The 25,757-nt window shown below is 57.0% G+C and carries 24 protein-coding genes; 15 read left to right on the forward strand and 9 right to left on the reverse strand.

What is annotated here, in order from left to right; translation table 11 throughout:
• Positions 1-21: 21 nt before the first annotated feature.
• The 3 genes from feoA to greB form a co-directional block, all read right to left on the reverse strand.
• Complete coding sequence (gene feoA, locus KIF87_RS14605) at positions 22-249, reverse strand: ferrous iron transporter A (protein ID WP_008503050.1); 228 nt, start codon at positions 247-249, stop codon at positions 22-24.
• 319 nt (positions 250-568) lie between these two features.
• Positions 569-2,899 (reverse strand): Tex family protein, encoded by a 2,331-nt coding sequence (locus KIF87_RS14610; RefSeq protein WP_213329114.1) that lies wholly within the window; start codon positions 2,897-2,899, stop codon positions 569-571.
• 87 nt (positions 2,900-2,986) lie between these two features.
• Positions 2,987-3,460 (reverse strand): transcription elongation factor GreB, encoded by a 474-nt coding sequence (gene greB, locus KIF87_RS14615; protein ID WP_014885539.1) that lies wholly within the window; start codon positions 3,458-3,460, stop codon positions 2,987-2,989.
• A gap of 228 nt (positions 3,461-3,688) precedes the next feature.
• On the opposite strand from greB, the gene ompR reads away from it, so the two are divergent.
• Both ompR and envZ read left to right on the forward strand, forming a co-directional pair.
• On the forward strand, positions 3,689-4,408 hold the full coding sequence (ompR, locus tag KIF87_RS14620; protein WP_001157751.1) for an osmolarity response regulator transcription factor OmpR: 720 nt from the start codon (positions 3,689-3,691) through the stop codon (positions 4,406-4,408).
• The gene (gene envZ, locus KIF87_RS14625; RefSeq protein ID WP_010436407.1) at positions 4,405-5,751 is read left to right on the forward strand and encodes a two-component system sensor histidine kinase EnvZ; all 1,347 of its coding nucleotides are present in this window, start codon (positions 4,405-4,407) and stop codon (positions 5,749-5,751) included. Before ompR ends, envZ begins: the two co-directional genes overlap by 4 nt.
• 127 nt (positions 5,752-5,878) lie before the next feature.
• On the opposite strand, the gene pckA is transcribed toward envZ, so the two are convergent.
• The 5 genes from pckA to KIF87_RS14650 all read right to left on the reverse strand — a co-directional run bounded on the left by pckA (position 5,879) and on the right by KIF87_RS14650 (position 12,034).
• Positions 5,879-7,495, reverse strand: a complete 1,617-nt coding sequence (gene pckA / locus KIF87_RS14630) for a phosphoenolpyruvate carboxykinase (ATP) (RefSeq protein ID WP_213329115.1) — start codon at positions 7,493-7,495, stop codon at positions 5,879-5,881.
• Between the two features lie 352 nt (positions 7,496-7,847).
• Positions 7,848-8,732: an Hsp33 family molecular chaperone HslO gene (gene hslO / locus KIF87_RS14635; protein WP_162269339.1), complete on the reverse strand. Its 885-nt coding sequence runs from the start codon at positions 8,730-8,732 to the stop codon at positions 7,848-7,850.
• A 17-nt stretch (positions 8,733-8,749) separates the two neighbouring features.
• Positions 8,750-9,151 carry a ribosome-associated heat shock protein Hsp15 gene (gene hslR / locus KIF87_RS14640; protein WP_213329116.1) on the reverse strand — a complete coding sequence of 134 codons (402 nt, stop codon included), beginning with the start codon at positions 9,149-9,151 and terminating at the stop codon, positions 8,750-8,752.
• Positions 9,148-9,831 carry a GMP/IMP nucleotidase gene (gene yrfG / locus KIF87_RS14645; RefSeq protein WP_032641117.1) on the reverse strand — a complete coding sequence of 228 codons (684 nt, stop codon included), beginning with the start codon at positions 9,829-9,831 and terminating at the stop codon, positions 9,148-9,150. Before yrfG ends, hslR begins: the two co-directional genes overlap by 4 nt.
• A gap of 67 nt (positions 9,832-9,898) precedes the next feature.
• Positions 9,899-12,034 carry an intracellular growth attenuator family protein gene (locus tag KIF87_RS14650; protein WP_213329117.1) on the reverse strand — a complete coding sequence of 712 codons (2,136 nt, stop codon included), beginning with the start codon at positions 12,032-12,034 and terminating at the stop codon, positions 9,899-9,901.
• Between the two features lie 321 nt (positions 12,035-12,355).
• Here KIF87_RS14650 and nudE point away from each other — a divergent pair, with 321 nt between their 5' ends.
• On the forward strand, positions 12,356-12,916 hold the full coding sequence (gene nudE, locus KIF87_RS14655; RefSeq protein WP_023333707.1) for an ADP compounds hydrolase NudE: 561 nt from the start codon (positions 12,356-12,358) through the stop codon (positions 12,914-12,916).
• Positions 12,917-12,996: 80 nt separating this feature from the next.
• Here nudE and mrcA read toward each other — a convergent pair whose 3' ends face one another.
• Complete coding sequence (mrcA, locus tag KIF87_RS14660) at positions 12,997-15,549, reverse strand: peptidoglycan glycosyltransferase/peptidoglycan DD-transpeptidase MrcA (protein ID WP_213329118.1); 2,553 nt, start codon at positions 15,547-15,549, stop codon at positions 12,997-12,999.
• A gap of 120 nt (positions 15,550-15,669) precedes the next feature.
• On the opposite strand from mrcA, the gene KIF87_RS14665 reads away from it, so the two are divergent.
• The 12 genes from KIF87_RS14665 to trpS all read left to right on the forward strand — a co-directional run bounded on the left by KIF87_RS14665 (position 15,670) and on the right by trpS (position 25,653).
• On the forward strand, positions 15,670-16,446 hold the full coding sequence (locus tag KIF87_RS14665) for a type IV pilus biogenesis protein PilM (RefSeq protein ID WP_213329119.1): 777 nt from the start codon (positions 15,670-15,672) through the stop codon (positions 16,444-16,446).
• Positions 16,443-16,937, forward strand: coding sequence for a PilN domain-containing protein (locus KIF87_RS14670; protein ID WP_213329120.1), 495 nt, complete (start codon positions 16,443-16,445; stop codon positions 16,935-16,937). Before KIF87_RS14665 ends, KIF87_RS14670 begins: the two co-directional genes overlap by 4 nt.
• A gap of 3 nt (positions 16,938-16,940) precedes the next feature.
• The gene (locus tag KIF87_RS14675; RefSeq protein ID WP_213329121.1) at positions 16,941-17,396 is read left to right on the forward strand and encodes a HofO family protein; all 456 of its coding nucleotides are present in this window, start codon (positions 16,941-16,943) and stop codon (positions 17,394-17,396) included.
• Positions 17,386-17,790 (forward strand): HofP DNA utilization family protein, encoded by a 405-nt coding sequence (locus KIF87_RS14680; protein ID WP_213329122.1) that lies wholly within the window; start codon positions 17,386-17,388, stop codon positions 17,788-17,790. Before KIF87_RS14675 ends, KIF87_RS14680 begins: the two co-directional genes overlap by 11 nt.
• Positions 17,717-18,940 (forward strand): DNA uptake porin HofQ, encoded by a 1,224-nt coding sequence (gene hofQ, locus KIF87_RS14685; RefSeq protein WP_249665920.1) that lies wholly within the window; start codon positions 17,717-17,719, stop codon positions 18,938-18,940. The genes KIF87_RS14680 and hofQ overlap by 74 nt, the downstream gene beginning before the upstream one ends.
• A 286-nt stretch (positions 18,941-19,226) precedes the next feature.
• On the forward strand, positions 19,227-19,748 hold the full coding sequence (aroK, locus tag KIF87_RS14690) for a shikimate kinase AroK (protein ID WP_003861630.1): 522 nt from the start codon (positions 19,227-19,229) through the stop codon (positions 19,746-19,748).
• A 57-nt stretch (positions 19,749-19,805) separates the two neighbouring features.
• Positions 19,806-20,894 carry a 3-dehydroquinate synthase gene (gene aroB, locus KIF87_RS14695; protein WP_121426116.1) on the forward strand — a complete coding sequence of 363 codons (1,089 nt, stop codon included), beginning with the start codon at positions 19,806-19,808 and terminating at the stop codon, positions 20,892-20,894.
• Positions 20,895-20,986: 92 nt separating this feature from the next.
• Positions 20,987-22,303 carry a cell division protein DamX gene (damX, locus tag KIF87_RS14700; RefSeq protein WP_213329124.1) on the forward strand — a complete coding sequence of 439 codons (1,317 nt, stop codon included), beginning with the start codon at positions 20,987-20,989 and terminating at the stop codon, positions 22,301-22,303.
• Positions 22,304-22,370: 67 nt separating this feature from the next.
• The gene (gene dam, locus KIF87_RS14705; RefSeq protein WP_023309480.1) at positions 22,371-23,183 is read left to right on the forward strand and encodes an adenine-specific DNA-methyltransferase; all 813 of its coding nucleotides are present in this window, start codon (positions 22,371-22,373) and stop codon (positions 23,181-23,183) included.
• A gap of 41 nt (positions 23,184-23,224) precedes the next feature.
• Entirely contained in the window at positions 23,225-23,902 is a 678-nt protein-coding gene (gene rpe, locus KIF87_RS14710) for a ribulose-phosphate 3-epimerase (RefSeq protein ID WP_024907923.1), read from the forward strand.
• On the forward strand, positions 23,895-24,656 hold the full coding sequence (gph, locus tag KIF87_RS14715) for a phosphoglycolate phosphatase (protein ID WP_121426114.1): 762 nt from the start codon (positions 23,895-23,897) through the stop codon (positions 24,654-24,656). The genes rpe and gph overlap by 8 nt, the downstream gene beginning before the upstream one ends.
• On the forward strand, positions 24,649-25,653 hold the full coding sequence (gene trpS, locus KIF87_RS14720) for a tryptophan--tRNA ligase (RefSeq protein WP_047345753.1): 1,005 nt from the start codon (positions 24,649-24,651) through the stop codon (positions 25,651-25,653). The genes gph and trpS overlap by 8 nt, the downstream gene beginning before the upstream one ends.
• The last annotated feature ends 104 nt before the right edge of the window (positions 25,654-25,757 follow it).

Genomic DNA, 25,757 nt, shown 5'->3' on the forward strand with positions numbered 1-25,757 from the left:
CTCACTGAAACCGCTGGCTTGTTATCGGGATAAGGCTTCGACTTCTATTAACGCGAGGTCTTTCTTACGCAGCACCAGATTCACGCGGCGGGTTTCGATGTGAACCGGGTCACCTAGCGGCGCCACGCGCACGACCTGGAATGACGAGCCGGGCAGCATGCCCAGCGACAGCAGCTTTTGCCGATAGGCCGGGCTAATTTCGCGGGTAAAACCGGTAATCTTCCATGCACTGTCTGGAGTGAATTGCATAACGCCTGATTCCACGAAAGGTTAAATTATCTACTATGGGATGATAATGAGAATAGTTTTTATCAGCAATATTAAAACTGTGACGGAATGTTGTTTGCGGTATTAATTTACGGCCTGTTTGACCTTGCTCAATATTTGCTGAATTGCCTGGAAAATGAAAAGAGGAGTATTTGTTAACGGGGTGATAATTAGCGGTTTAAATATGGCTACATTCTATTTATTTTAATTCGTTGCGGCCTGCTTGCCGGGCGGCACTGCGTTTGCCCGGCCTACAAAACCGTAGGCCCGGTAAGCGCAGCGCCACCGGGCATTGACAACCTTAGCGTTTCTTACCCATCGCTGCCGCCAGCGCATCCATCATCGCGCTGTTGCCTGCAGGCTGCGCTTCACGTCCGCGCGGTTTTGCCGCTTTCGCGGCCGGACGCTGCTGCTCGCGGCCACCGCCGTTTCCGCCACGGCGCGCGTTGGTGTCGCCAGGCTGCTCGTCCAGACGCATGGTCAGGGCGATACGCTTGCGCTGCAGATCCACTTCCAGCACTTTGACCTTCACGATGTCGCCCGCTTTGACTACGGTGTGCGGGTCTTCAACGAACTTGTCGGCAAGGGATGAGATATGCACCAGACCGTCCTGATGCACGCCGATATCCACAAACGCGCCAAAGTTGGTGACGTTGGTCACCGCGCCTTCCAGCACCATGCCGGGCAGCAGGTCGTTCATGGTTTCCACGCCGTCGGCAAAGGTCGCCGTTTTGAACTCAGGACGCGGATCGCGGCCCGGCTTTTCCAGCTCTTTGATGATGTCGGTGACGGTTGGGACACCAAATTTGTCGTCGGTGAAATCAACGGCTTTCAGGTTGCGCAGGGCGCTGTTGTCACCCATAAGATCTTTCAGTGCCTGCTGGGTGGCGGCCAGAATGCGTTCCACCACAGGGTACGCTTCCGGGTGAACGGTAGAGGCATCCAGCGGGTTATCGCCGTGGTTGATGCGCAGGAAGCCCGCGCACTGCTCAAAGGCTTTTGGCCCCAGACGGCTCACCTTCAGCAGTTGCTGACGGTTCTGGAACTGACCATTCTCATCACGCCAGGCGACGATGTTCTGCGCCATCATGCGGGTTAAGCCCGCCACGCGGGTCAGCAGGGGAACGGAGGCGGTGTTCAGGTCAACGCCGACGGCGTTTACGCAGTCTTCCACCACCGCATCCAGCTTGCGCGCCAGCTGAGTCTGGCTCACGTCGTGCTGATACTGACCCACGCCGATAGATTTCGGATCGATCTTCACCAGCTCCGCCAGCGGATCCTGCAGGCGGCGTGCGATAGAAACCGCACCGCGCAGGGAAACGTCCAGGTCCGGGAACTCCAGCGCCGCCAGCTCGGACGCGGAATAGACGGATGCCCCCGCTTCGCTGACGATCACTTTCTGCGCCGTCACTTTCGGGAACTGCTTCTGCACGTCGAGGTAGAAACGTTCGGTTTCGCGGGACGCCGTACCGTTGCCGATGGCAACCAGCTCCACGTTGTATTTTTCGCACAGCGCCGCCACCACGACGGCCGCTTTCGCTGCCTGGCCGGTGTGCGGATAGATGGTATCGGTCGCTACCAGCTTGCCGGTGCCGTCAACCACGGCGACCTTCACGCCGGTACGCAGACCCGGATCGAGACCCATGGTTGCGCGCAGGCCGGCAGGGGCGGCCATCAGCAGGTCGTGCAGGTTACGGGCGAAGACGTTAATCGCTTCATCTTCGGCGCGCTCGCGCACGGTGCCCATCAGCTCGGTTTCGAGGTGCATCAGCACCTTGATGCGCCAGGTCCAGCTCACCACGCCTTTGCGCCAGCTGTCCGCCGGGGCGTTGTTCAGGCGCAGGCCGAGATGGTCGATAATGATCTGCTCGCAGTGGCTCTCTTTCGGCGGCTCGTCAAACTGCGGGTCGGCGTTCAGGGAGAGCTGGAGCACGCCTTCGTTGCGGCCGCGGAACATCGCCAGCGCGCGGTGTGAAGGGGCGGTAGAAATCGATTCGTGGTGATCGAAGTAGTCGCGGAATTTCGCGCCTTCTTCCTCTTTACCCGCGACGACGGTAGAGACGATGTGGGCATTCTTCCACAGGTAATCACGCACTTTAGCGAGCAGGGCGGCGTCTTCGGCGAAGCGCTCCATCAGAATGTAGCGCGCGCCGTCGAGGGCGGCCTTGGTGTCCGCTACGCCTTTGTCGGCGTCGATAAATTTGGCGGCTTCGGTTTCCGGGTCGTGGGACGGCTCGTTCCACAGCAGGTCGGCCAGCGGCTCAAGGCCCGCTTCAATCGCAATCTGCCCGCGCGTGCGGCGCTTCGGTTTATACGGCAGATAGAGATCTTCGAGTTCGGTTTTGCTCAGGGTACCGTTAATGGCGCTTTCCAGCTCGCTGGTCAGTTTGCCCTGTTCGCCGATGGATTTGAGGATCGCCTGACGACGTTCTTCCAGCTCGCGCAGATAGCCCAGACGGGTCTCCAGGTTACGCAGCTGCGTGTCATCCAGACCGCCGGTGACTTCCTTACGATAGCGTGCAATAAACGGCACGGTGTTCCCTTCATCAAGCAGGCGAACGGCAGCTTCTACCTGTTCGGCTCTGGCCTGAATATCACCCGCAATAATGCGGCAGAGCGAATCTTTCATCATGGCTTTATCATCTGTTGAGTCGAAAAATCAGGGGATAGTTATACGGGCTGACACGGCAAAATGCCAGCCGGGGAGGGCGCTCTCGGACTATTTTACGTAGACGATCTCATTGACGTACCAGCTGGCTTCTCCGGCCGGGGTCTGAACGACGGCCAGATCGCCCACTTCCTTTTTCAGTAGAGCGCGGGCCATCGGGGAGTCGATGGAGATGTAATCCTTACGACCAAAAATTTCATCGTAGCCAACAATGCGAAACCGCAGGGTGTCACCGTCGTCGTTTTCAATCTCGACCCAAGCGCCGAAGAACACTTTGCCCTCCTGCTGCGGGGAGTAATCGACAATTTTCAGGTTCTCAAGGCACTTCGTCAGATAGCGAACCCGGCGGTCAATTTCGCGCAGCCGCTTTTTGTTGTACTGGTAGTCAGCGTTTTCGCTGCGATCGCCCAGGCTTGCCGCCCAGGTCACCTTTTTTGTCACTTCAGGACGCTCTTCGCGCCAGAGGTAATCCATCTCTTTTTTGAGTTTCTCATACCCTTCGCGGGTGATAAGGGGCGTTTTCATGGTAAAGCCTTTGCTGCCGGTTTTCTGTCTTGCGCACAATACGTACCACACAGTGTAACAGACAGGATTAATAATGATTTATGTGATGAAATGAGCAGATAAGCTGCTGTTAAATATGCTTTGTAACAATTTCGACTAGAATTTATACCAGAATTAGCTGGTCGAATACGTGCACTTTTTTAGAATACGCTGTTACAAAGACTATCCGAACCTTTGGGAGTACACACAATGCAAGAGAACTACAAAATTCTGGTCGTGGATGACGACATGCGCCTTCGTGCGCTGCTGGAGCGTTATCTGACCGAGCAGGGCTTCCAGGTTCGTAGCGTCGCGAACGCTGAGCAGATGGACCGTCTGCTGACCCGTGAATCTTTCCACCTGATGGTGCTCGACCTGATGCTGCCTGGCGAAGACGGGCTTTCTATTTGCCGTCGTCTGCGCAGCCAGAGCAACCCGATGCCGATCATCATGGTGACGGCGAAGGGCGAGGAAGTTGACCGTATCGTGGGCCTCGAAATCGGCGCGGACGACTACATTCCAAAACCGTTTAACCCGCGTGAACTGCTGGCGCGTATTCGCGCTGTTCTCCGCCGTCAGGCGAACGAACTGCCTGGTGCACCGTCTCAGGAAGAAGCCGTCATCGCCTTCGGCAAGTTCAAGCTGAACCTCGGCACGCGCGAGATGTTCCGTGAAGACGAGCCAATGCCGCTTACCAGCGGCGAGTTTGCGGTACTGAAAGCGCTGGTCAGCCACCCGCGTGAACCGCTTTCCCGTGACAAGCTGATGAACCTGGCGCGCGGTCGCGAATACTCCGCAATGGAACGCTCTATTGACGTGCAGATCTCTCGCCTGCGCCGCATGGTGGAAGAAGATCCTGCTCATCCTCGTTATATTCAGACCGTATGGGGTCTGGGCTACGTGTTCGTCCCGGACGGCTCTAAAGCATGAGGCGAATGCGCTTCTCGCCGCGTAGCTCGTTTGCCCGCACCCTGTTGCTGATCGTCACCCTGCTGTTCGTCAGCCTGGTGACGACCTATCTGGTGGTGCTGAACTTTGCGATCCTGCCGAGCCTCCAGCAGTTTAATAAGGTCCTGGCCTACGAAGTCCGTATGCTGATGACCGACAAACTGCAGCTGGAGGACGGCACGCAGCTCGTCGTTCCCCCGGCGTTTCGCCGTGAAATCTACCGTGAGCTGGGCATTTCGCTCTACTCCAACGAAGCGGCGGAAGACGCGGGCCTGCGCTGGGCGCAGCATTACGAATTCCTCAGCCAGCAGATGGCGCAGCAGCTGGGCGGCCCAACGGAAGTGCGCGTTGAGGTCAACAAAAGCTCGCCCGTCGTCTGGCTGAAAACCTGGCTGTCACCCAATATCTGGGTGCGCGTCCCGCTGACCGAAATCCATCAGGGCGACTTCTCGCCGCTGTTCCGCTACACCCTGGCGATTATGCTGCTGGCGATAGGCGGCGCGTGGCTATTTATCCGTATACAGAACCGACCGCTGGTCGACCTGGAGCACGCTGCGCTGCAGGTCGGTAAAGGAATTATTCCTCCTCCGCTGCGCGAGTATGGCGCCTCGGAAGTCCGTTCGGTGACGCGCGCGTTTAACCATATGGCGGCAGGCGTGAAGCAGCTGGCGGATGACCGTACGCTGCTGATGGCGGGCGTCAGCCATGACCTGCGCACGCCGCTGACGCGTATTCGCCTGGCGACGGAGATGATGGGGGAAGAGGACGGTTACCTTGCCGAGTCCATCAACAAGGACATCGAAGAGTGTAACGCCATCATTGAGCAGTTCATCGACTACCTGCGCACCGGGCAGGAGATGCCAATGGAGATGGCGGATCTGAACGCGGTGCTGGGCGAGGTGGTGGCGGCGGAAAGCGGCTACGAGCGCGAGATTGATACCGACCTTCAGGCGGGGGAGATCCAGGTACGCATGCACCCGCTCTCCATCAAACGTGCGGTTGCCAACATGGTGGTCAACGCGGCGCGGTACGGTAACGGCTGGATCAAAGTCAGCAGCGGGTCTGAACTCAACCGCGCCTGGTTCCAGGTGGAGGATGACGGTCCGGGCATCAAGCCCGAGCAGCGTAAGCATCTGTTCCAGCCGTTTGTGCGCGGCGACAGCGCGCGCAGCACCAGCGGTACGGGCTTAGGCCTGGCGATTGTTCAGCGTATTATCGATAACCACAACGGGCTGCTGGAAATTGGCACCAGCGAGCGGGGTGGATTGAGCATTCGCGCCTGGCTGCCGGTACCGGTGACGCGGGGGCAGGTGAAAGAGGGTTAAAAAAAGGGTGGCGCTCGCCACCCCCCGACAAAATGTGGTCTCTGCGGCCTGATGCCCTCACCCCGACCCTCTCCCACGGGGAGAGGGAGAAAACATTAAAAAAGGCAACTTACGTTGCCTTTTGCTTTTACCTTGGTCCCGCACTCACCAGCGCAGCACCCGCCGGGGTATCGGTATACTTCTCGAAGTTCTCAATAAACAGCTTCGCCAGCGATTCCGCCTTCTCGCGCCACTGCTCAGGAGAACCGTACGTATTGCGCGGGTCGAGGATATGCGTATCCACACCCGGCAGCGACGTTGGGATCGCCAGGTTAAACATTGGCAGCGTGAAGGTTTCGGCGTCGTCCAGAGAACCATCCAGAATGGCGTCGATAATCGCGCGGGTATCTTTGATAGAGATACGTTTGCCGGTACCGTTCCAGCCGGTGTTCACCAGATAGGCCTGCGCGCCGGATGCCTGCATGCGTTTCACCAGCACTTCAGCGTACTGCGTCGGGTGCAGCGACAGGAAGGCCGCGCCGAAGCAGGCTGAGAAGGTTGGGGTTGGCTCCGTCACGCCGCGCTCGGTACCCGCCAGCTTGGCGGTAAAGCCGGAGAGGAAGTGGTACTGCGTCTGGCTGGCCGTCAGGCGGGACACCGGAGGCAGCACGCCGAACGCATCCGCCGTCAGGAAAATGACCTTCGTGGCATGACCCGCTTTTGACACCGGCTTCACGATATTGTCGATGTGGTAGATCGGGTAAGAGACGCGGGTGTTTTCCGTTTTCGACGCATCGTCGAAGTCGATGGAGCCGTCGGCGCGCACGGTGACGTTTTCCAGCAGCGCATCGCGACGGATCGCGTGGAAGATATCCGGCTCGGCCTCTTCGGACAGGCGAATGGTCTTCGCGTAGCAGCCGCCTTCAAAGTTGAATACGCCGTCGTCATCCCAGCCGTGTTCGTCATCGCCAATGAGACGACGTTTTGGATCGGTGGAGAGGGTGGTTTTACCGGTGCCGGACAGGCCGAAGAATACCGCCACGTCGCCTTTTTCACCGACGTTAGCCGAGCAGTGCATGGAGGCGATGCCCCGCAGCGGCAGCAGGTAGTTCATGACGGAGAACATCCCTTTCTTCATTTCGCCGCCGTACCAGGTTCCGCCGATCAGCTGGATACGCTCGGTCAGGTTGAAGGCCACAAAGTTTTCGGAGTTCAGACCCTGCTCTTTCCACTGTGGATTCGTGCATTTTGCACCGTTCATCACGATGAAATCCGGGGTGAAATCCTGCAGCTCTTCGTCGGTTGGACGAATAAACATGTTTTTCACGAAATGCGCCTGCCAGGCCACTTCAGTGATAAAACGCACGGAGAGACGGGTGTCGGCGTTAGCGCCGCAGAAAGCGTCGACAATGAACAGGCGCTTGCCGGAAAGCTGATGGGTGACGAGCCCTTTCAGGTGCTGCCAGGTTTCCGGGGAGAGCGGTTTGTTGTCGTTCTTCCCTTTGCCCTTGTCAGCCCACCACAGCGTATCGCGGGTGGTTTCGTCTCGGACGATATACTTATCTTTCGGCGAACGACCGGTAAAGATACCGGTATCGACGGCGATAGCACCAAGATTCGTCAACACACCACGCTCGTATCCTTCCAGTGCTGGATTGAGCTCTTCCTGATACAGCGTATCGTAGTCGGGGTTGTAGACGATTTCCTGGACGTCGTGAATTCCATAAGCCTTGAGATCTTGCGGGGTTAAACCAGTAACACGCATATCACTGCTCCTTAGCCAATATGTACTGCCTGAAATTGTAGGGTTTTTCTGAGGTTGTTAACCGCGACGGGGCTCATAGATTTACGCATCTGGACAAAACCCTTACTAACGGAAAACGCTGCGACTCCAGTCACAGCGCAGGCGGATTATCGCAGGAATCCCTTTTTGGTTGGGGAAAATGTTCCGAAAAGGTTAAAGAGTGGTGATTTTATCGGAAAGAATGTGAATGTAATCGCATACACGTAAGAAAATTACGTAAGAGTTACATAGGGAAAACGATTCAGCTTGGGGGGAGTTTTTTACCCCTCACCCCAGCCCTCTCCCCAAAGGGAGAGGGAACAGGATGGGGATATTAGTGAACCTGCGGATCCGCCGGGGAGGCGTTATTGCGGATCTCAGCGATATCCATCGAATTGAACACGTAGTGCGTACCGCAGTAGTCACAGTGCATATCAATTTCGCCGTCTTCCGCCATGATGCTGTCGATCTCTTCATCCGGCAGGGTTTTCAGCGCGCCAGCGCAGCGCTCGCGGGAGCAGGTGCACTTAAATTCCACCGCCTGCGGGTCGTAGACCGTCACTTCTTCTTCGTGGTACAGACGCCACAGCACGTCGGTCGCGGACAGGTTGAACAGCTCTTCCGCTTTGATGGTTTCGGTCAGCGTCGCCAGGTGCTCGAAGTCATTGGTCTGTGCGTCCTGCGCAGGCAGAACCTGCAGCAGCATACCCCCGGCAGCAGGCTGACCGTCCACTTCACCGGTGCGGATGAAGAGACGCGTCGGCAGCTGTTCTGAACGCATGAAGTAATCTTCCAGGCAGGCTGCCAGGGTATCGCCTTCCAGACCCACCACGCCTTGATAGCGCTCACCTTCCTCAGGGGAGATGGTGATCACCAGGTAGCCATTACCTACCAGCGTTTTGAGGTCCGCATTTTCAGGCACGTCGCCCTGAACGCGCGCCACGCCGCGCATCTGCTGCTGGTTATTGCCGTTGATCACCGCCAGCGTCATCGGGCCGTCACCCTGCAGCTGCACGGTGATATCACCGGCAAACTTCAGCGTCGCCGTCAGCAGGCTGGTGGCAACCAGCAGTTCGCCCAACAGGGTCTTTACCGGCAGCGGGTAGTTGTGGTTTTCCAGAATCTGTTTCCAGGTTTCGGATACGGTGACCAGCTCGCCGCGCACGGCGAATTGTTCAAACAGATAGCGGTGTAATTGGTCGTGTTGGGCCATTTTCATCTCTCGTGCGGGTGAGGTTAATCAGTCTCACCGTGTTTAAATTTCATCAGATCGCGGCGCTCTTTTTTATCCGGCCGCCGGTCCGGGTGAGGCATCGTCAGCGCGTTCATTTTGCGCGCCAGCGCGGTCTTCTCGCGCTTTTCAATGCTCTCCGCCGTCTCTTCATAAAGCAGTACGGCTTCCGTTGCGGGTCGACGCTGTTCGGTAATGGCTTTAATCACCACCGTACGTTCATCGTTGCCCTGACGCAGCGTTAAGGTGGCATTCAGCTCAACCAGCTTGCTCGGTTTGCTGCGCTGGCCGTTGTAATGCACTTTTCCGCCGTCAACCATCTCGCGGGCAAGGGCGCGTGTTTTATAAAAACGCGCTGCCCACAGCCATTTATCCAGTCTTACCCCGTCAGAGGGTTTTTCTTTCATGGCGTCTCCTTCACGGTCAGTGAGGGGATCATCTGGCGATAGTCGTTCAGTCCAGGGTGGCGCAGATAGCTTTTTTCAGCCAGGCCAGAGTCAGGATTGGTCACGCCAAGACAGTAGCGAATGCCAAACCTTGCCGCGGAATCCAGAATGGGCTCGCTGTCATCAATGAACAGCGTACGTTCTGGCTGCAAACCCGTCTCTTCCTTCACCGCATGCCACAACCGCTGATCCTCTTTCGGATAACCAAATGTGTGGGTGGAAAGTAATAAATCAAGGTGCGACGCCAGGCCGGTATGCTCCAGCTTCACCGCCAGATTATGGGGATGCGCGTTGGTCAGCAAAATACGGCGCTTGCCGCTGGCTTTCAGCGCATCCAGAAAGGGCACGGTATCCTCGCGCAGAACGGCGCGCGGGCCCTGGGCGGTGGTCATGGCACAAATATCCAAACCGAGGCGCTCGCTCCAGTAGTCAAGACAGTACCAGTTTAGCGTATGTTGCACCGCGCTATATTGCGAACGAATGAATGCCTGCGCTTCTGCCGGGGAGATCCCCTGCTGTTCGCCGTAGGTTTCAGGAACCAGCGTTTGCCAGAAATAGTTATCAAAGGCGAGATCGAGCAGCGTGCCGTCCATATCCAGCAGAACGGTGTCAACCTCCTGCCAGGCGATATCAAGATGCATTAGGGGGAACTCCAGCCAGAAGAAACGTGCGCGACAGGGTAGCACATCTTGTCGCGCAACAACGTTATCAGATCAGGCTCTCAGACGAGGGGATCAGCTTAGGATTGAGGCAGTTTTCATAATACTGCTGGATGTCGGCAAGCCGGGTGCGCGAGCGCTGGTAGCGGCGCAGGGCCATAAAGCCGTTCCAGAAAATGGCGGCAAGCATCGCGGTCATCAGCAGAGAGGTGCCGATGTAGCGCCATAAACCTGCGCTATCCGGCATCCGGTGCAGGCCGATATGGCGAGTGCCGTTGGCATCGGTGTAGATGCTTGTGACAATCCCTTCGGCGCTGAACGGCGTTTGCATCAGCATCTGCGCCAGGCGCTGGAATTGGCTCCACTGCTCCTGCGCCGGGTAGTCATAAAGCGCAACCTGCGGGTAAGGCTGATCGACCAGGTCGCTGCCTTCATCGCTGACAATCACAAATCCGCCCGGTGCCGGGCTGTTCAGCGCCTGAGCCGCACGGGTGGTCTCGCGCATCATGAACGGCGAGGTCGAGGTAGCGACCAGGTTATCCAGCGATTCAGCGCTCACCGGACGCAGCAGCACGTTAACGCCATCCAGTCGTCCCGCTTCGGCGCGTTTCACCAGCGAGTCCCAGTCCTTACTGTTACCCAGGTTTACCAGGGCATTTTTAAGACGTATGCACTCATCCTGAGAGGAGCATAAATCCTGCGTTTTCAGGACGATGTCACCAAAATCATCCAGCAGAACCATGCCTGATTTCTGAATGGCCGAGCGCAGCGCAGGGCTGACGCGCGAATCATCGTCCGGTTTCGGGTGCAGCTGGCGGTTCACCGTCTGGGTCAGCGCCGTGGCCTTATTCACCACTTCGGATTCCGGCAGCGGCAGCGGCGGCGCGTCGTTCCAGATAATTTGCGAGCAGTCGAACGGCATGAACGGTGAGTTCTGGCGGGTGTTCCACGCCCCCGGGGTGTGAATATTACACATCCCGGTCCCCTTCAGGCGCAGCGTGTCCCCCACGCGTACACCGGCTTCATCCAGCTTGTTGACGCTGCTCGCTTCAATGGTTTGCGCCCCTTTGATCCACGACAGGGTGAATTTGATGGGCATATCCAGCGGCACGAAGAGCAGCAGCATGACTAAGACCAGCGCGGCGCCGCCGGCAATGACCGCGCTGCGCAGCCAGTGCTGAAGCGGGAAATTTTTCACTTCATCATGCAGAGACAGGAAGCGCCCCTGACGCACAACGTGGCGGTCAAGGTAGATATCAATATCGGTTTTCTGGCCTAGGTCCTGCGCAATCCACGGCTGCCAGTGGCGCGGGTAGATAAGGTCGATAATACCGAGTGAAATATTGTTGAGATGTTCCTGATCGTTTTCACCGAACAGGCCCCAGCGCTTTGGCGTACCGCGCAGGCAGTGGATCTCTCGCAACGAGGTTTTGGCCGGTGGGGCAAAGAGCCCCCACAGCCCTGCTGCCAGCAGCAGCACCGCGCCTCCCGCCAGCCAGGGGACAAACACATCCGGCGTGAGCAGGCAGATAAAAAAGAGCAGGAAGGCCGCGACGATCAGAATGGCTTCACGGATGCCGTCCGGGCGGCTCAGGGCGTACTCTTCATGCGTCTCCTGGCGAATATTCAGCAGTTCGATCTGCTCAGTCTCTTCGCCACGAATGGATGCCTGCGTTGAACTCGCGCGCTCCAGCGCAAAACGCGGGGCTTCCTGAAGGTATTCATTCAGCGTATGGCCGTTAAGCGAGATAACCAGGGGCAACGAATCGGTGTGGATCAGCTCAACGCTGTTCTCGTCATTTATGTACTGCTCCCAGGACGGGGGCAGATGCACTTCGACGGAATCCAGGTAATAGCGCCATTTGTTGGGGTCATCAGTGGTGATGCCATAGCGCGTGATGGAGCGCGTCACGCAGAGCACGGTATCACTTTGCGCGTTAAGCTTTAGCGCGACGGGCGCAGCGGTAGCTCCCGTCGGCCCAGGCGTTAGCTGAGAACGGTTCAGGATTTCGAGATAGTTTTCAACTGCATCGCGCTCGTCTTGCGTGAGTTTACGCGTGCTCGCACCCGCAAATGCATTTAAAAAGGGCAGACGATAACGGCGCTGTACGCGGCGCCTGTACAACCACCCTGCAACCAATGCGCTGGCCAGCATAGCAGCGAGAACAATCAAAATGGTGCTCATGCTTTCCCCATCTTACTTATCTTACAGGTGTAGTCAGTAGCACCTTTACATTGAATGAGAGTCTGTGGTTGGCTATCGGCAAGTATGGAGTCGAACTTGAGCATTCTGAAGCGCATCCCAGTGACCGGTGATGATAGCAAAGCCTGTTATGGCGCGATATCAGCAAATTCCTGGAAACATTTCAACCTCTTGACATTTGTTTTGAATTGAGGATTGATCCCTGATACGTTGCATAAATGTAAATAAAGAACGATTGACATTGCCGAAACCGTGCGGCATATCGCACAATAACGCCAGTTCTCACTGCTAAGACCCATCACGATGAGCAAACCACTACAAAAACCCACCATTCTGAATGTTGAAACTGTCGCCAAATCGCGCCTGTTTAATGTCGAAAGTGTGGACCTGGAGTTCAGCAACGGTGTGCGTCGCGTTTATGAACGTATGCGCCCCTCTTCGCGCGAAGCGGTGATGATTATTCCCATTATTGACGATCATCTGATTTTGATCCGCGAATACGCCGTGGGAACGGAATCTTACGAGCTTGGTTTCTCGAAAGGGCTTATCGACCCGGGTGAAACCGTCTTTGAAGCGGCAAACCGCGAGCTGAAAGAAGAGGTCGGATTCGGGGCGAATGAGCTTTCATTCCTGAAAAAGCTGAGCATGGCGCCGTCCTATTTTTCCAGCAAAATGAATATCGTGGTGGCCGAAGATCTCTATCCTGAATCGCTCGAAGGGGATGAGCCGGAGCCGCTGCCGCAGGTTCGCTGGCCGCTAGCGCACCTGATGGATCTGCTGGAAGACCCTGACTTTAATGAGGCTCGCAACGTGAGCGCGCTGTTCCTGGTCCGGGAGTGGCTGAAGGGGCAGGGGCGACTGTAGGCCATAAAAAAAGCCGGGTGGCAGCTTCGCCTTACCCGGCCTACGATTATTTGCCCGGTTTTTACCGGGCATTTTTATGCTTAAAACAGCTCGTGCGTTTCGCCGTTATCAATAATCTCTGTACCCACCTCATGCACCGCCTGCGTGGTTGGCTGCGTGCCCTCGATGAAATACTCTGCGCGACTATTACCGCCGTTGGCGAGCTGGCCCGTGCTGCGGTCGATATTGACCGTCACCACGCCTGGCGGTGGCGTCAACGGCTGCTCCGGCACGCCTTCAAGGACGGACTTCATGTAGGCGTCCCAGGCCGGCTGCGCGCTCTTCGCTCCGCCTTCGTAGCCGGAAATCTGATCCTTAATCGCGCCGGAGGCCGTTGTACGACCTAAGTCACGGCGGTGATCGTCGAAACCGATCCAGACCGATGTCACCACGCCCGGCCCGTAACCGGAGAACCACGCATCTTTCGAACTGTTGGTTGTCCCCGTTTTACCGCCGATGTCATGGCGCTGCAAATCACGCCCTGCACGCCAGCCTGTACCCTGCCAGCCCGGTTCACCGAAGATGTTGGTGTTCAGCGCGCTTTTGATCAGGAACGACAGCGGCGTGTTGATCACATGCGGGGCATACTCCGGCGCACCGGTCTGTGCTACCAGAGACTGGTTAGCCTGCTCGAGCTGCGGCTGCGGCACGACGCCGTTCTGCTGCTCCTGAGACACGGCAGGATCTTCCATGTCCTTGTTTTCAAGCACCTCGGATTTCGGCGTATTGCCATAAATGACCGGAATATCGCAGTCAGGACAGGCAATCTTCGGCTTCGCTTCGAACAGTACGCCGCCCTGGTCGTTCTCGATCTTGCTGATGAAGTACGGGTCAATCAGGAAGCCGCCGTTGGCCATCACCGAGTAACCGCGTGCGACCTGAAGCGGCGTAAACGAGGCGGAGCCTAACGCCAGCGACTCGGTGCGAACGATGTTCTGCGCCGGGAAACCAAAGCGCTGCAGATACTCTGCGGCATAGTCGACGCCCATCGCGCGCATGGCGCGCACCATCACCACGTTTTTCGACTGCCCCAGACCCTGACGGAGACGAATAGGACCGGCATACTCCGCAGGGGAGTTCTTCGGCTGCCAGTCGGAACCGGCACCGGCATCCCAGCGGGAGATCGGCACGTCGTTAAGGATGCTGGCGAGGGTCAAGCCCTTATCCATCGCTGCCGTGTAGAGGAACGGTTTGATATTGGAACCGACCTGACGCAGCGCCTGGGTGGCGCGGTTAAATTTGCTCTGGTTGAAATCAAACCCGCCGACCAGGGCCAGAACGGCACCGTTCTGCGGGTTGATAGAGACCAGGGCCGAGTTGACGTCCGGCACCTGGGCCAGCCACCAGGATTCGCCTACCTTGCGCACCCAGATTTGCTGCCCGGTTTGTACCGCATCGGTCACTTTACGCGGCGTTGCGCCCTGAAGCGTATCCGAGCGGTACGGACGCGCCCAGCGGATACCGTCCATACGCAGCGAGACGGAGGTACCGTCCGCGAGCGTCGCAACGGCTTCCTGAGGATCGGCCTGCGTCACCACGGCAGGAAGGAGCGGACCATAGGTTGGCAGCGCCTTCAGCGTACTGGTGATTTTTTTGCTGTCCCACGCGCTTTCGCCCACTTTCCAGAGCACGTTTGACGGGCCGCGATAGCCGTGACGCATATCGTAGTCCATCACGTTGTTGCGCACCGCTTCCTGAGCCGCCTGCTGGACTTTGCGGGTGACGGTGGTGTACACGCGATAGCCATCTTCATAGGCCTTGTCACCATAGCGATTCACCATCTCCTGGCGAACCATTTCGGTCAGGTAAGGAGAAGCGAAGGCGATCTCAGGGGCGTGGTAGTTAGCGTCAATCACATCGTTACGCGCCTGGTCGTACTCGCTCTGGCTGATGTAGCCTTCGCTCAGCATACGTGACAAGACGACGTTACGACGCGCGGTGGCGCGATCGAGCGAGTAGAGCGGGTTAAACGTGGACGGCGCTTTCGGCAGACCGGCAATGGTTGCCATTTCGCTTAAGGTGAGTTGCTCAACAGGCTTACCGAAGTACACCTGCGCGGCAGCCCCCACGCCATAGGCGCGGTAGCCCAGGTAGATTTTGTTGAGGTACAGCTCAAGGATTTCGTCTTTGCTCAGCAGCTGCTCAATACGGATCGCAAGGAACACCTCTTTGATCTTACGTATCAGCGTCTTTTCGGGGCTGAGGAAGAAGTTACGCGCCAGCTGCTGCGTAATGGTACTCGCCCCCTGAGAGGCGTGACCAGAGAACAGCGCAATGCTCGCGGCACGGAAAATCCCCACCGGATCGACACCGTGGTGCTCGTAAAAACGGCTGTCCTCCGTGGCGATAAAGGCTTTCACCATCACGGGAGGGATTTGGTTTAAGGTCAGCGGAATACGACGCTTCTCGCCATACTGCGCCATGAGCTCGCCATCGGCGCTATAGACCTGCATCGGGATCTGGAGTCGCACATCGCGAAGCGTGGCGACATCAGGTAGCTGTGGCTCAATATATTTGTACAAACCGTAAATCGAGCCTGCTCCCAGCAGAATGCAACAGACTGCAAGGATGAATAAATACTTTACGAACTTCACCGGAGATTTCCCATTTGGTTTCACTTGGGCAGTTTCTAAACAATCGCGCGGTAGTATAAAGGCAAGCCTGATTCATTGATATAGCCGTCAAGGTGACGGGCGATAAGGAGATCGTGAAGCATGGCTTTCAAAACATGGCAAACGGGCGTTCATATTCAACAGGATAGGGTGCTGATCGTCGCGTTGGCCCGGGAGAAGTCCGGCTGGTGCTTGCGCCGCTGGTGGGCGATTCCTCTGGCCGAAGGCATCATTCGTGACGGCAAAATTTGTCAGCCAGAACAGCTGGTTGATGCGTTACGCGACTGGCGGAAAACGCTGCCGCACTACCACCGGGCGTTCCTCTCTTTCCCGGCAGCGCGCACCCTGCAGCGGTCGCTTCCCCGCCCGACCGTTGCGCTGCGCGACAGCGAGCAGCTCTCATGGCTTGGCGCGGCGCTCGCGCGCGAACTGGAGATGTCTGCCGATACGCTCTGTTTCGATTACGCGCAGGACACCTTCAGCAATACCTTTCACGTGACTGCCGCGCAAAACAACGAGGTCGACACCCTTCTGGCGCTGGCGAAAACGCTGCGTTTGCGGCTGGTGGCCATTACGCCGGATGCCAGCGCGCTGGCGAATCTTCTTCCTGCGGTGGCACCCGCGACGTGCATCGCCTGGCGGGACGATCGGCAGTGGCTGTGGGCGATGCGGCACCAGTGGGGACGCCGCTTTACCACAGAAGCCGAAAGCGTGGCCGAGCTGGCGGCGCTGCTGGCGCTTGGACCGGATGACATCGCGCTGTTTGATAACCGACGTGACCCGTGGGAAATCCTGGAACGCTGCCATGCCCCGCTACCGGACTGCGGCGCTGACTATACCGTTGCGCTGGCGCTGGCCATGAGCGAGGTGCCCGGATGAGCATCATGAACTTTCTGCCCTGGCGACAGCAGCGGCGCGCGCGATGCCTGCGTTTCTGGGGCGCAATGGGTGTTGGCACCGTGCTGTTGATGTTCATGATCATGTTCGGTCTGCGGATGAACCCTCTTATGAGGCTGCACGCGCTGCAAACGGAACTCACGGGAATGCAGACCGTGCAGCATGCGCTTCTCTCCCGGCAGAAACTCGCCTCACAGGCGCAGATGCCAGCGCAGACACTTCAGCGACGCGCATGGCAGCCGGTGCTGGAGTCGCTTTCCCGCGCCATTCCGGCACAGGTCTGGCTGACAGAGCTGCGCTATCAGCCTCCCGTGCTGGTGCTGAGCGGGTATGCCCTAACCCTGCCGGCCCTGTCTGCTCTGCGCGATGCGCTTGGCCAAATCGCGGGTTTTACGCCCGGGACGACGGGTGAGCTTCGACAAGACAGCCAGGGGCGCTGGATGTTCACCCTTCATCTTAAAAGCGAGGGTTAACGCGTGGATACTCTGTTAGAACGCTGGTGCGAAAGCCGTCCCTGGTATCGGGTGCTCTTCTGGTGTCTGGGGAGTCTCCTGGCCGGACTGGCCGCGTGGGGCACCTTGCTCAGCCCGGTAGACAGGCAGTGTGCTGAACGACAACGCCAGCTGATTCAGGACGCGAGAGCTAACGCAGCGTTATGGCCTGTCGTCAGAAAGGTGCCGTTTCGTCCGGAAGCAGCGGAATCACGGGAGCTGATATCTTTTTCCCCGCTCGATTTTCAGGGCGATAACGCGACGCTGGTTCACTGGAAGCCGTTGCAGAACGGAGGCGAACTGATGCTGGAGATTGAGTGGCAGGCGCTTCCGGCGCTTTTTTCCCGGCTGGCGCAGCGGGATGTGCAGATCGCCGCTTTTGCGATTTCGCCACAGGGTACAGCGTTGCGCCTGCGGCTGGAGCTGGAACATGCGAAATAGCGCGCGATATTTGCTGGTTTGCTCAGCGCTGCTATTGACCGGCATGCGCGATCCGTTTCGCCCGCCGGACGATCCCTGCGCCATTGGCGAGCTGGCGCAGTGGCACTATCGCGGCATGGTGGGAGGACAGCAGGCTATCGGCATTTTACAGGATGGGCAAAAGCGCTGGCACCGGCTGAAAACGCATGAGCGCTTCCCGACAGGCTGGACGATAACAGCCATCAATGAAACGGAACTGGTTATTGATGTGGGTGACACATGTGAACCAGAAAAATGGACGTGGCAACGAGAAGGAACGGATAAGAATGAATTTACGGATAATGCTGTGGCTGCTGGCGTTCAGCCATCCGCTGTGGGCCGCCGCGCCAAAACCGGTCACGCTGGTGGTGGATGACGTGCCTGTAGTCCAGTTGCTTCAGAGCCTGGCCGCGCAGGAGAGCCGTAATCTGGTGATATCGCCCGATGTCGGCGGCACGCTTTCGCTTAACCTGACGCGCGTCCCCTGGCGGCAGGCGTTACAGACGGTTGTCACCAGCGCTGGCCTGGTTTTGCGAGAGGAGGGCGGCATTTTTTACGTGCATAGCGCGGCCTGGCAGCGTGAACAGCAGGAACGCTCAGAGCAGGAGCGGGCGCGTCGACAGCTTGATGCGCCGCTGGTGTCTCACAGTATCCCGTTTTCCTATGCCGATGCCGGAGAGCTGCAAAAAGCCGCGGAAAAACTCCTGAGCCCAAAGGGGAGTTTATCTGTCGACAAACGCACCAACCGCCTGCTGATTAGGGATAACCAGACGGTGGTGGAGACGCTGCAGCGCTGGGCCGCTCAGATGGATATTCCCGTCGAACAGGTCGAGCTGGCGGCGCATATTGTGACCATGAATGAAAAAAGCCTGCGTGAGCTGGGAGTGAAGTGGAATCTCGCCGACGCCACCGACGCGGGCAAGGTTGGTCAGCTCACCACGCTTGGCAGCGATCTTTCCGTCGCCAGCGCCACCAGCCACGTGGGTTTTAACATCGGGCGGATCAATGGTCGGCTGCTGGATCTGGAGCTCTCTGCGCTGGAGCAAAAACAGCAGGTCGATATCATCGCCAGCCCGCGGCTGCTGGCCTCGCATATGCAGCCGGCCAGCATCAAGCAGGGGAGTGAAATTCCATATCAGGTCTCAAGCGGTGAAAGCGGCGCCACCTCCGTTGAGTTTAAAGAGGCGGTATTAGGGATGGAGGTCACACCGGTGGTGTTACCGGGAGGGCGCGTGCGCCTGAAATTGCACATCAGCGAAAATATGCCGGGACAGGTTCTGCAGCAGGCGGACGGCGAAACGCTGGCGATCGACAAACAGGAGATAGAAACCCAGGTAGAGGTAAAAAGTGGAGAAACGCTGGCGTTAGGCGGAATTTTTTCGCAGAAGAACAAAACCGGTAGTGACAGCGTCCCGGGGCTGGGAAACATCCCCTGGCTTGGGCAGCTTTTTCGCCATGATGGGAAGGATAATGAACGGCGCGAGTTAGTGGTGTTTATTACGCCACGTCTGGTCGGTATTCGCTGACGGGTAACGATCCCCGCAATGATTTTGCATTCAGTTTGTTGCAGATGTTTGACGTGGGGCATGAATTAGCATACAAGGAGTACCGATTTGAGTTGGACTTACGTCTTATTACCTTATGCGCCCGACGCGGTGATTTAATCAGTTGCCAAACAAGCCGGAGTATTGAGATAATTTTTAGTCTGACTCTCGCTCTATTGCATATGAGGTTTCAGTTCATGTCCTGCTACGCTGAGTGTCTGCGAAGCGGGGATTACCATTAACGAATAGTCTTAGTAGTACCGATAAAATGGCAGAGAAACGCAATATCTTTCTGGTTGGGCCTATGGGTGCCGGCAAAAGCACTATTGGGCGTCAGTTAGCTCAACAACTCAATATGGAATTTTACGATTCTGATCAAGAGATTGAGAAACGAACCGGAGCTGATGTGGGCTGGGTTTTCGACGTAGAAGGCGAAGAAGGTTTCCGTGACCGAGAAGAAAAAGTGATCAACGAACTCACGGAAAAGCAGGGCATCGTTCTGGCAACAGGCGGCGGCTCTGTGAAATCTCGCGAAACCCGCAACCGTCTCTCCGCCCGTGGCGTAGTGGTCTATCTTGAGACGACCATCGAGAAACAGCTGGCACGTACGCAGCGCGATAAAAAGCGCCCGCTGCTGCAGGTTGAAACGCCACCACGCGAAGTTCTGGAAGCGTTGGCCGATGAACGCAATCCGCTGTATGAAGAGATTGCCGATGTGACCATTCGTACTGACGACCAGAGCGCTAAAGTGGTTGCAAACCAGATTATTCATATGCTGGAAAGCAACTGATTCTGGCTTTATATACACTCGCCTGCGGGTAAAAGCATTAAAGGTGGATGTCGCGTCATGGAGAGGATTACAGTTACTCTCGGGGAACGTAGTTACCCTATCACCATCGCGGCTGGTTTGTTTAACGACCCAGCTTCCTTTTTACCACTGAAAGCGGGTGATCAGGCGATGCTGGTCACCAATGAGACGCTGGCTCCGCTTTATCTCGACCGCGTACGCCACCTGCTTGAGCAGGCGGGCGTAAAAGTCGACAGTGTGATTCTCCCCGATGGCGAGCAGTATAAAAGCCTGACGGTACTGGATACCGTCTTTACCGCATTGCTGCAAAAACCGCACGGTCGCGATACAACACTGCTTGCCCTGGGCGGCGGTGTTGTGGGCGATCTGACCGGCTTTGCGGCCGCAAGCTATCAACGTGGCGTCCGTTTTATTCAAATCCCGACCACGTTGCTGTCCCAGGTCGACTCCTCTGTGGGTGGCAAAACGGCAGTCAACCATCCGCTCGGCAAAAACATGATTGGCGCGTTCTACCAGCCCGCATCGGTGGTGGTGGATCTCGACTGTCTGAAAACCCTGCCGAAGCGCGAACTGGCTTCTGGTCTGGCGGAAGTGATCAAATACGGCATTATTCTGGATGGCGAGTTCTTTAACTGGCTTGAAGAGAATATGGATGCGCTGCTGTGCCTGGATGAGGCTAAACTGGCATACTGCATCCGTCGTTGTTGTGAGCTGAAAGCAGAAGTTGTCGCAGCAGACGAGCGTGAAACGGGCTTACGTGCTTTACTGAATCTTGGGCATACGTTTGGTCACGCCATTGAAGCCGAAATGGGTTACGGTAACTGGCTGCACGGTGAAGCCGTCGCGGCCGGAATGGTAATGGCTGCCCGTACTTCAGAACGTCTCGGGCAGTTCACACCGGAAGAGACGGCACGCATCATTGCGCTGCTTGAGCGTGCAGGTTTGCCGGTGACCGGACCGCAGGAGATGTCGGCGCAAGCGTATTTACCCCACATGATGCGCGATAAAAAAGTATTGGCAGGCGAGATGCGTCTTGTACTCCCGCTTGCAATAGGGAAGAGTGAAGTGCGCGGCGGAGTGCCGCACGATGTCGTTCTTGGCGCTATCGCTGATTGTCAGCAGGCGTAACAACTAGAAAGGTCAGGCCACTGTCGCCGGTGGTCGTTTAGCTTCAGGTGAAATGCAAAGTCGTTAGCATAAGCCTTTGAGTGGGGTGTTAAATGGATGAATTCAAACCAGAAGACGAGCTGAAACCCGATCCCAGCGATCGTCGTACTGGTCGTTCTCGTCAATCTTCAGAACGTGATAACGAGCCGCAGATCAACTTTGACGATGTTGATCTGGATGCAGACGATCGTCGCCCTTCGCGCAGCCGCAACGCGCACGAAGAGCGAGCAGAAGAGGATTATGAGTCCGAAGAAGATTCAATGGACGAACAGCCTGTAGAGCGTCGCCCGCGTAAACGTAAAAAAGCCGCTGCGCCTAAACCGGCGTCCCGCCAGTACATTATGATGGGCCTTGGCGTTCTGGTGCTTGTGCTGCTGATTGTCGGCATTGGCTCCGCGCTTAAAGCACCGTCAACGAACTCAACCGAGCAAACTGCTTCCGCTGAGAAGAGCATCAACCTGTCCGGTAACGATGCGACCAATCAGGCGAATGGCGCACAGCCTGCACCGGGTGCGACTTCCGCAGAGCAGACCGCAGGAAACACCACCGCGCCGCAGGATGTTTCTCTGCCTCCCGTTTCTTCAACCCCTGCTCAGGGTCAGGCACCTGCTACGCCTGAAGGCCAGCAGCGCGTAGAAGTTCAGGGTGACCTGAACAATGCGCTGACGCAGCCGCAGAACCAGCAGCAGGTTGATAACGTCGTGGTTAACTCCACGCTGCCAACCGAGCCGGCAACCGTTGCCCCGATTCGCGGTGGTAATGCTCAGCCGCAAACGGCTGCGACGGAAACCAAACCGCGCCAGACGCAAACTGCGACGCGTCCTGAACGTAAGCAGGCGGTGATTGAGCCTAAGCGTGAAACCAAACCTCAGGCAGTCGTCAAAGCGCCTGAAGTGAAAGCCGTACCGGCACAGCCGAAGCACACCGAAACGGCTGCGGTGAGCGAGCCTGCTAAAGCGCCAGTCACGCAGACTGCGCCGAAAGCAACGGCGACCACAACGGCACCGTCTGCCACAGCTGCGCCTGCAGCAACGGCTCCAGCAGCCACGGCAACAGCCTCCAGCAGCGCCGCAGGCAAAACGGCAGGTAACGTTGGTTCGCTGAAGTCTGCGCCATCCAGCAACTACACGCTGCAGCTGAGCAGTTCGTCTAACTATGACAACCTCAACAGCTGGGCGAAGAAATCAAATCTGAAAAACTACGTTGTTTATCAGACGACCCGTAACGGTCAACCGTGGTACGTGCTGGTCAGCGGTGTTTATACGTCCAAAGATGAAGCGAAACGTGCCGTGGCGGCACTGCCAGCGGATGTTCAGGCGAAAAACCCGTGGGCTAAGCCGATTCATCAGGTTCAGGCCGATCTGAAGTAATGTTTAAAGCGCAGGATGCTGTCGGAGCTTTCTCCACAGCCGGAGAAGGTGTAATCAGTTAGTCAGCATGAAAAAAAATCGCGCTTTTCTGAAATGGGCAGGGGGGAAATACCCCCTGCTCGATGATATTAAAAAGCACCTGCCTAAAGGCGAGTGTCTTATCGAGCCTTTCGTGGGCGCAGGATCGGTGTTCCTCAACACCGATTTTTCTCGTTATATCCTGGCGGATATCAACAACGACCTTATCAGCCTCTATAACATCGTTAAGCTGCGTACCGAAGAGTATGTCGCAGAGGCGCGCAAGCTGTTTACGCCGGAGAATAATCACCCGGACGTTTACTACCAGTTCCGCACTGAGTTTAATCAGAGTCAGGATCCGTTCCGCAGGGCGCTGCTGTTCCTCTATCTCAACCGCCATGGTTACAACGGCCTGTGCCGGTATAACCTGCGTGGGGAGTTTAACGTGCCGTTTGGTCGCTATAAACGCCCGTATTTTCCGCAGGACGAGCTGTATCACTTTGCCGAAAAAGCGCAGAACGCAGAGTTTCATTGCCTCTCTTATGAAGAGTGTATGGAACTGGCAGGCGTAAACTCGGTGGTTTACTGTGACCCGCCTTACGCACCTCTGTCTGCAACGGCGAATTTCACCGCTTATCACACCAACAGCTTCAGCCCGGCCGAACAGGCTCGTCTGGCTGAGATGGCGGAAAAGCTGGTCAGCAAAAGAATTCCGGTGTTAATTTCGAATCACGATACCCCTGATACGCGCGAATGGTACAAAGCCGCGAAGCATTTTCAGGTCAAAGTGCGGCGTAGCATTAGCAGCAACGGCGGCACACGTAAAAAGGTGGACGAACTTCTGGCTCTTTATCGCCCCTGAGCCGTTTTGCCCGCCGGTAAACACATTTCAAGGAGAAGCGGATGAAACAGTTTTTGATTGCTCCCTCAATTCTGTCGGCCGATTTTGCCCGCCTGGGTGAAGACACCGCCAAAGCTCTCGCGGCTGGCGCAGATGTCGTCCATTTCGACGTTATGGACAACCACTACGTCCCGAATCTGACCATTGGCCCAATGGTGCTTAAGGCATTGCGTAACTATGGCATTACCGCGCCGATCGACGTTCACCTGATGGTGAAGCCTGTCGATCGCATCGTGCCTGACTTCGCCGCAGCGGGTGCCAGTATCATCACTTTCCATCCGGAAGCCTCTGAACACGTAGACCGCACGCTGCAGCTGATCAAAGAGAACGGCTGTAAAGCAGGGCTGGTGTTTAACCCGGCCACGCCGCTGAGCTATCTCGACTATGTCATGGACAAGCTGGACGTGATCCTGCTGATGTCCGTGAACCCAGGCTTTGGCGGTCAGTCGTTTATCCCCCACACGCTGGATAAGCTGCGTGAAGTGCGCCGTCGTATTGATGAGTCAGGTTACGATATTCGTCTGGAAGTGGACGGCGGGGTGAAAGTGAATAACATTGGTGAAATTGCGGCAGCGGGCGCGGATATGTTCGTTGCAGGTTCGGCAATTTTCGACCAGCCGGATTACAAAAAAGTCATTGATGAAATGCGCCGTGAGCTGGCGAAGGTAAGTCATGGATAAATTGCAGGCAATTCGGGGTGTGGCATTCGACCTCGACGGCACGCTGGTCGACAGCGCGCCGGGCTTAACGAGCGCCGTAGACCAGGCGTTGTACGCTCTTGAACTGCCCGTTGCGGGCGAAGAGCGCGTGGTTACGTGGATTGGCAACGGTGCCGATGTTCTGATGGAGCGCGCGTTGACGTGGGCTCGCCAGGAGCGCGCGTCGCAGCGTTCCGCGCAGGGTAAACCGAGCGTGGATCACGCTGACATCCCTAAGGATGAGCAGCTGCGTATTCTGCGCAAACTGTTCGATCGTTTCTACGAAGAGACCGTCGAGGAGGGCAGCTTCCTGTTCCCGGACGTTCAGGAAACGCTGAGCGCGCTGCACGCGAAGGGCCTCCCGCTGGGGCTGGTGACCAACAAGCCAACCCCGTTCGTTGCGCCTCTGCTGGAAGCGCTGGATATCGCGAAGTACTTCTCCGTGATTGTGGGCGGCGATGACGTGCAGAACAAAAAGCCGCATCCGGAACCGCTGTTGCTGGTGGCAGGAAAATTATCCTTAACGCCTGCGGAGCTGCTCTTTGTCGGGGATTCGCGCAATGATATTCTGGCTGCCCGTGCGGCCGGGTGTCCTTCCGTGGGGTTAACCTATGGCTACAACTACGGTGAGGCCATCACGCTAAGTGAGCCGGATGTGGTCTTCGACCACTTCAAAGATTTGTTGCCCGCACTCGGGCTTTCGCACAGTGAACATCAGGAATTGAATAATGACTAAGCCCATCGTTTTTAGTGGCGCACAGCCTTCAGGTGAATTGACCATTGGTAACTACATGGGTGCGTTACGTCAGTGGGTCAGCATGCAGGATGACTACCATTGCATTTACTGCATCGTCGATCTCCACGCGATTACCGCGCGTCAGGATCCTGAGAAGCTGCGTAAAGCCACCCTGGATACGCTGGCGCTGTACCTGGCCTGCGGCATCGATCCAGAGAAGAGCACCATCTTCGTTCAGTCTCACGTACCAGAGCACGCGCAGCTGGGCTGGGCACTGAACTGCTACACCTATTTCGGCGAGCTGAGCCGCATGACCCAGTTCAAGGATAAATCCGCGCGCTACTCTGAAAACATCAACGCCGGCCTGTTCGACTATCCGGTGCTGATGGCGGCGGACATCCTGTTGTATCAAACCAACCAGGTGCCGGTGGGTGAAGACCAGAAGCAACATCTGGAGCTGAGCCGCGATATCGCCCAGCGCTTTAACGCGATTTACGGTGATGTGTTTAAAGTGCCAGAGCCGTTTATTCCAAAATCCGGCGCGCGCGTGATGTCGCTGCTGGAGCCGACCAAGAAGATGTCCAAGTCTGACGATAACCGCAACAACGTTATTGGCCTGCTGGAAGATCCGAAATCCGTCGTCAAAAAGCTCAAGCGTGCGGTCACCGACTCCGACGAGCCGCCTGTTGTGCGCTACGACGTGCAGAACAAAGCGGGCGTCTCCAACCTGCTGGATATCCTCTCCGGCGTGACCGGCCAAAGCATTCCTGAGCTGGAACAGCACTTCGAAGGCAAGATGTACGGCCACCTGAAGGGCGAAGTGGCAGATGCCGTTTCCGGGATGCTGACCGAGCTGCAGGAGCGCTATAACCGCTACCGCAACGACGAAGCCTTCCTGCAGAAGGTGATGAAAGAGGGCGCAGAAAAAGCCAGCGCGCGCGCGTCCGAAACCCTGAAGGCGGTGTACGAAGCGATTGGGTTTGTCGCGAAGCCGTAAGTCTGCTTGCCGGGTGGCGGCTTCGCCTTACCCGGCCTACGGACAGTGTAGGTCGGGTAAGCGTTAGCGCCACCCGACAAAGAAACCGCTCCGCACCAACAAAA

This window comes from Enterobacter sp. 120016 (assembly GCF_018383635.1).
GTDB classification, from domain to species: Bacteria; Pseudomonadota; Gammaproteobacteria; order Enterobacterales; family Enterobacteriaceae; genus Enterobacter; species Enterobacter asburiae_D.

Coding starts and splice junctions, on each gene's coding strand:
- aroB (WP_121426116.1), top strand. CDS start 19,806: ATGGAGAGGATTACAGTTACTCTCGGGGAACGTAGTTACCCTATCACC.
- KIF87_RS14670 (WP_213329120.1), top strand. CDS start 16,443: ATGAGCATCATGAACTTTCTGCCCTGGCGACAGCAGCGGCGCGCGCGA.
- hofQ (WP_249665920.1), top strand. CDS start 17,717: ATGCTGTGGCTGCTGGCGTTCAGCCATCCGCTGTGGGCCGCCGCGCCA.
- feoA (WP_008503050.1), bottom strand. CDS start 249: ATGCAATTCACTCCAGACAGTGCATGGAAGATTACCGGTTTTACCCGC.
- hslO (WP_162269339.1), bottom strand. CDS start 8,732: ATGAAAATGGCCCAACACGACCAATTACACCGCTATCTGTTTGAACAA.
- nudE (WP_023333707.1), top strand. CDS start 12,356: ATGAGCAAACCACTACAAAAACCCACCATTCTGAATGTTGAAACTGTC.
- gph (WP_121426114.1), top strand. CDS start 23,895: ATGGATAAATTGCAGGCAATTCGGGGTGTGGCATTCGACCTCGACGGC.
- KIF87_RS14650 (WP_213329117.1), bottom strand. CDS start 12,034: ATGAGCACCATTTTGATTGTTCTCGCTGCTATGCTGGCCAGCGCATTG.
- KIF87_RS14665 (WP_213329119.1), top strand. CDS start 15,670: ATGGCTTTCAAAACATGGCAAACGGGCGTTCATATTCAACAGGATAGG.
- greB (WP_014885539.1), bottom strand. CDS start 3,460: ATGAAAACGCCCCTTATCACCCGCGAAGGGTATGAGAAACTCAAAAAA.
- dam (WP_023309480.1), top strand. CDS start 22,371: ATGAAAAAAAATCGCGCTTTTCTGAAATGGGCAGGGGGGAAATACCCC.
- KIF87_RS14680 (WP_213329122.1), top strand. CDS start 17,386: ATGCGAAATAGCGCGCGATATTTGCTGGTTTGCTCAGCGCTGCTATTG.
- yrfG (WP_032641117.1), bottom strand. CDS start 9,831: ATGCATCTTGATATCGCCTGGCAGGAGGTTGACACCGTTCTGCTGGAT.
- trpS (WP_047345753.1), top strand. CDS start 24,649: ATGACTAAGCCCATCGTTTTTAGTGGCGCACAGCCTTCAGGTGAATTG.
- KIF87_RS14610 (WP_213329114.1), bottom strand. CDS start 2,899: ATGATGAAAGATTCGCTCTGCCGCATTATTGCGGGTGATATTCAGGCC.
- damX (WP_213329124.1), top strand. CDS start 20,987: ATGGATGAATTCAAACCAGAAGACGAGCTGAAACCCGATCCCAGCGAT.
- hslR (WP_213329116.1), bottom strand. CDS start 9,151: ATGAAAGAAAAACCCTCTGACGGGGTAAGACTGGATAAATGGCTGTGG.
- rpe (WP_024907923.1), top strand. CDS start 23,225: ATGAAACAGTTTTTGATTGCTCCCTCAATTCTGTCGGCCGATTTTGCC.
- pckA (WP_213329115.1), bottom strand. CDS start 7,495: ATGCGTGTTACTGGTTTAACCCCGCAAGATCTCAAGGCTTATGGAATT.
- envZ (WP_010436407.1), top strand. CDS start 4,405: ATGAGGCGAATGCGCTTCTCGCCGCGTAGCTCGTTTGCCCGCACCCTG.
- aroK (WP_003861630.1), top strand. CDS start 19,227: ATGGCAGAGAAACGCAATATCTTTCTGGTTGGGCCTATGGGTGCCGGC.
- ompR (WP_001157751.1), top strand. CDS start 3,689: ATGCAAGAGAACTACAAAATTCTGGTCGTGGATGACGACATGCGCCTT.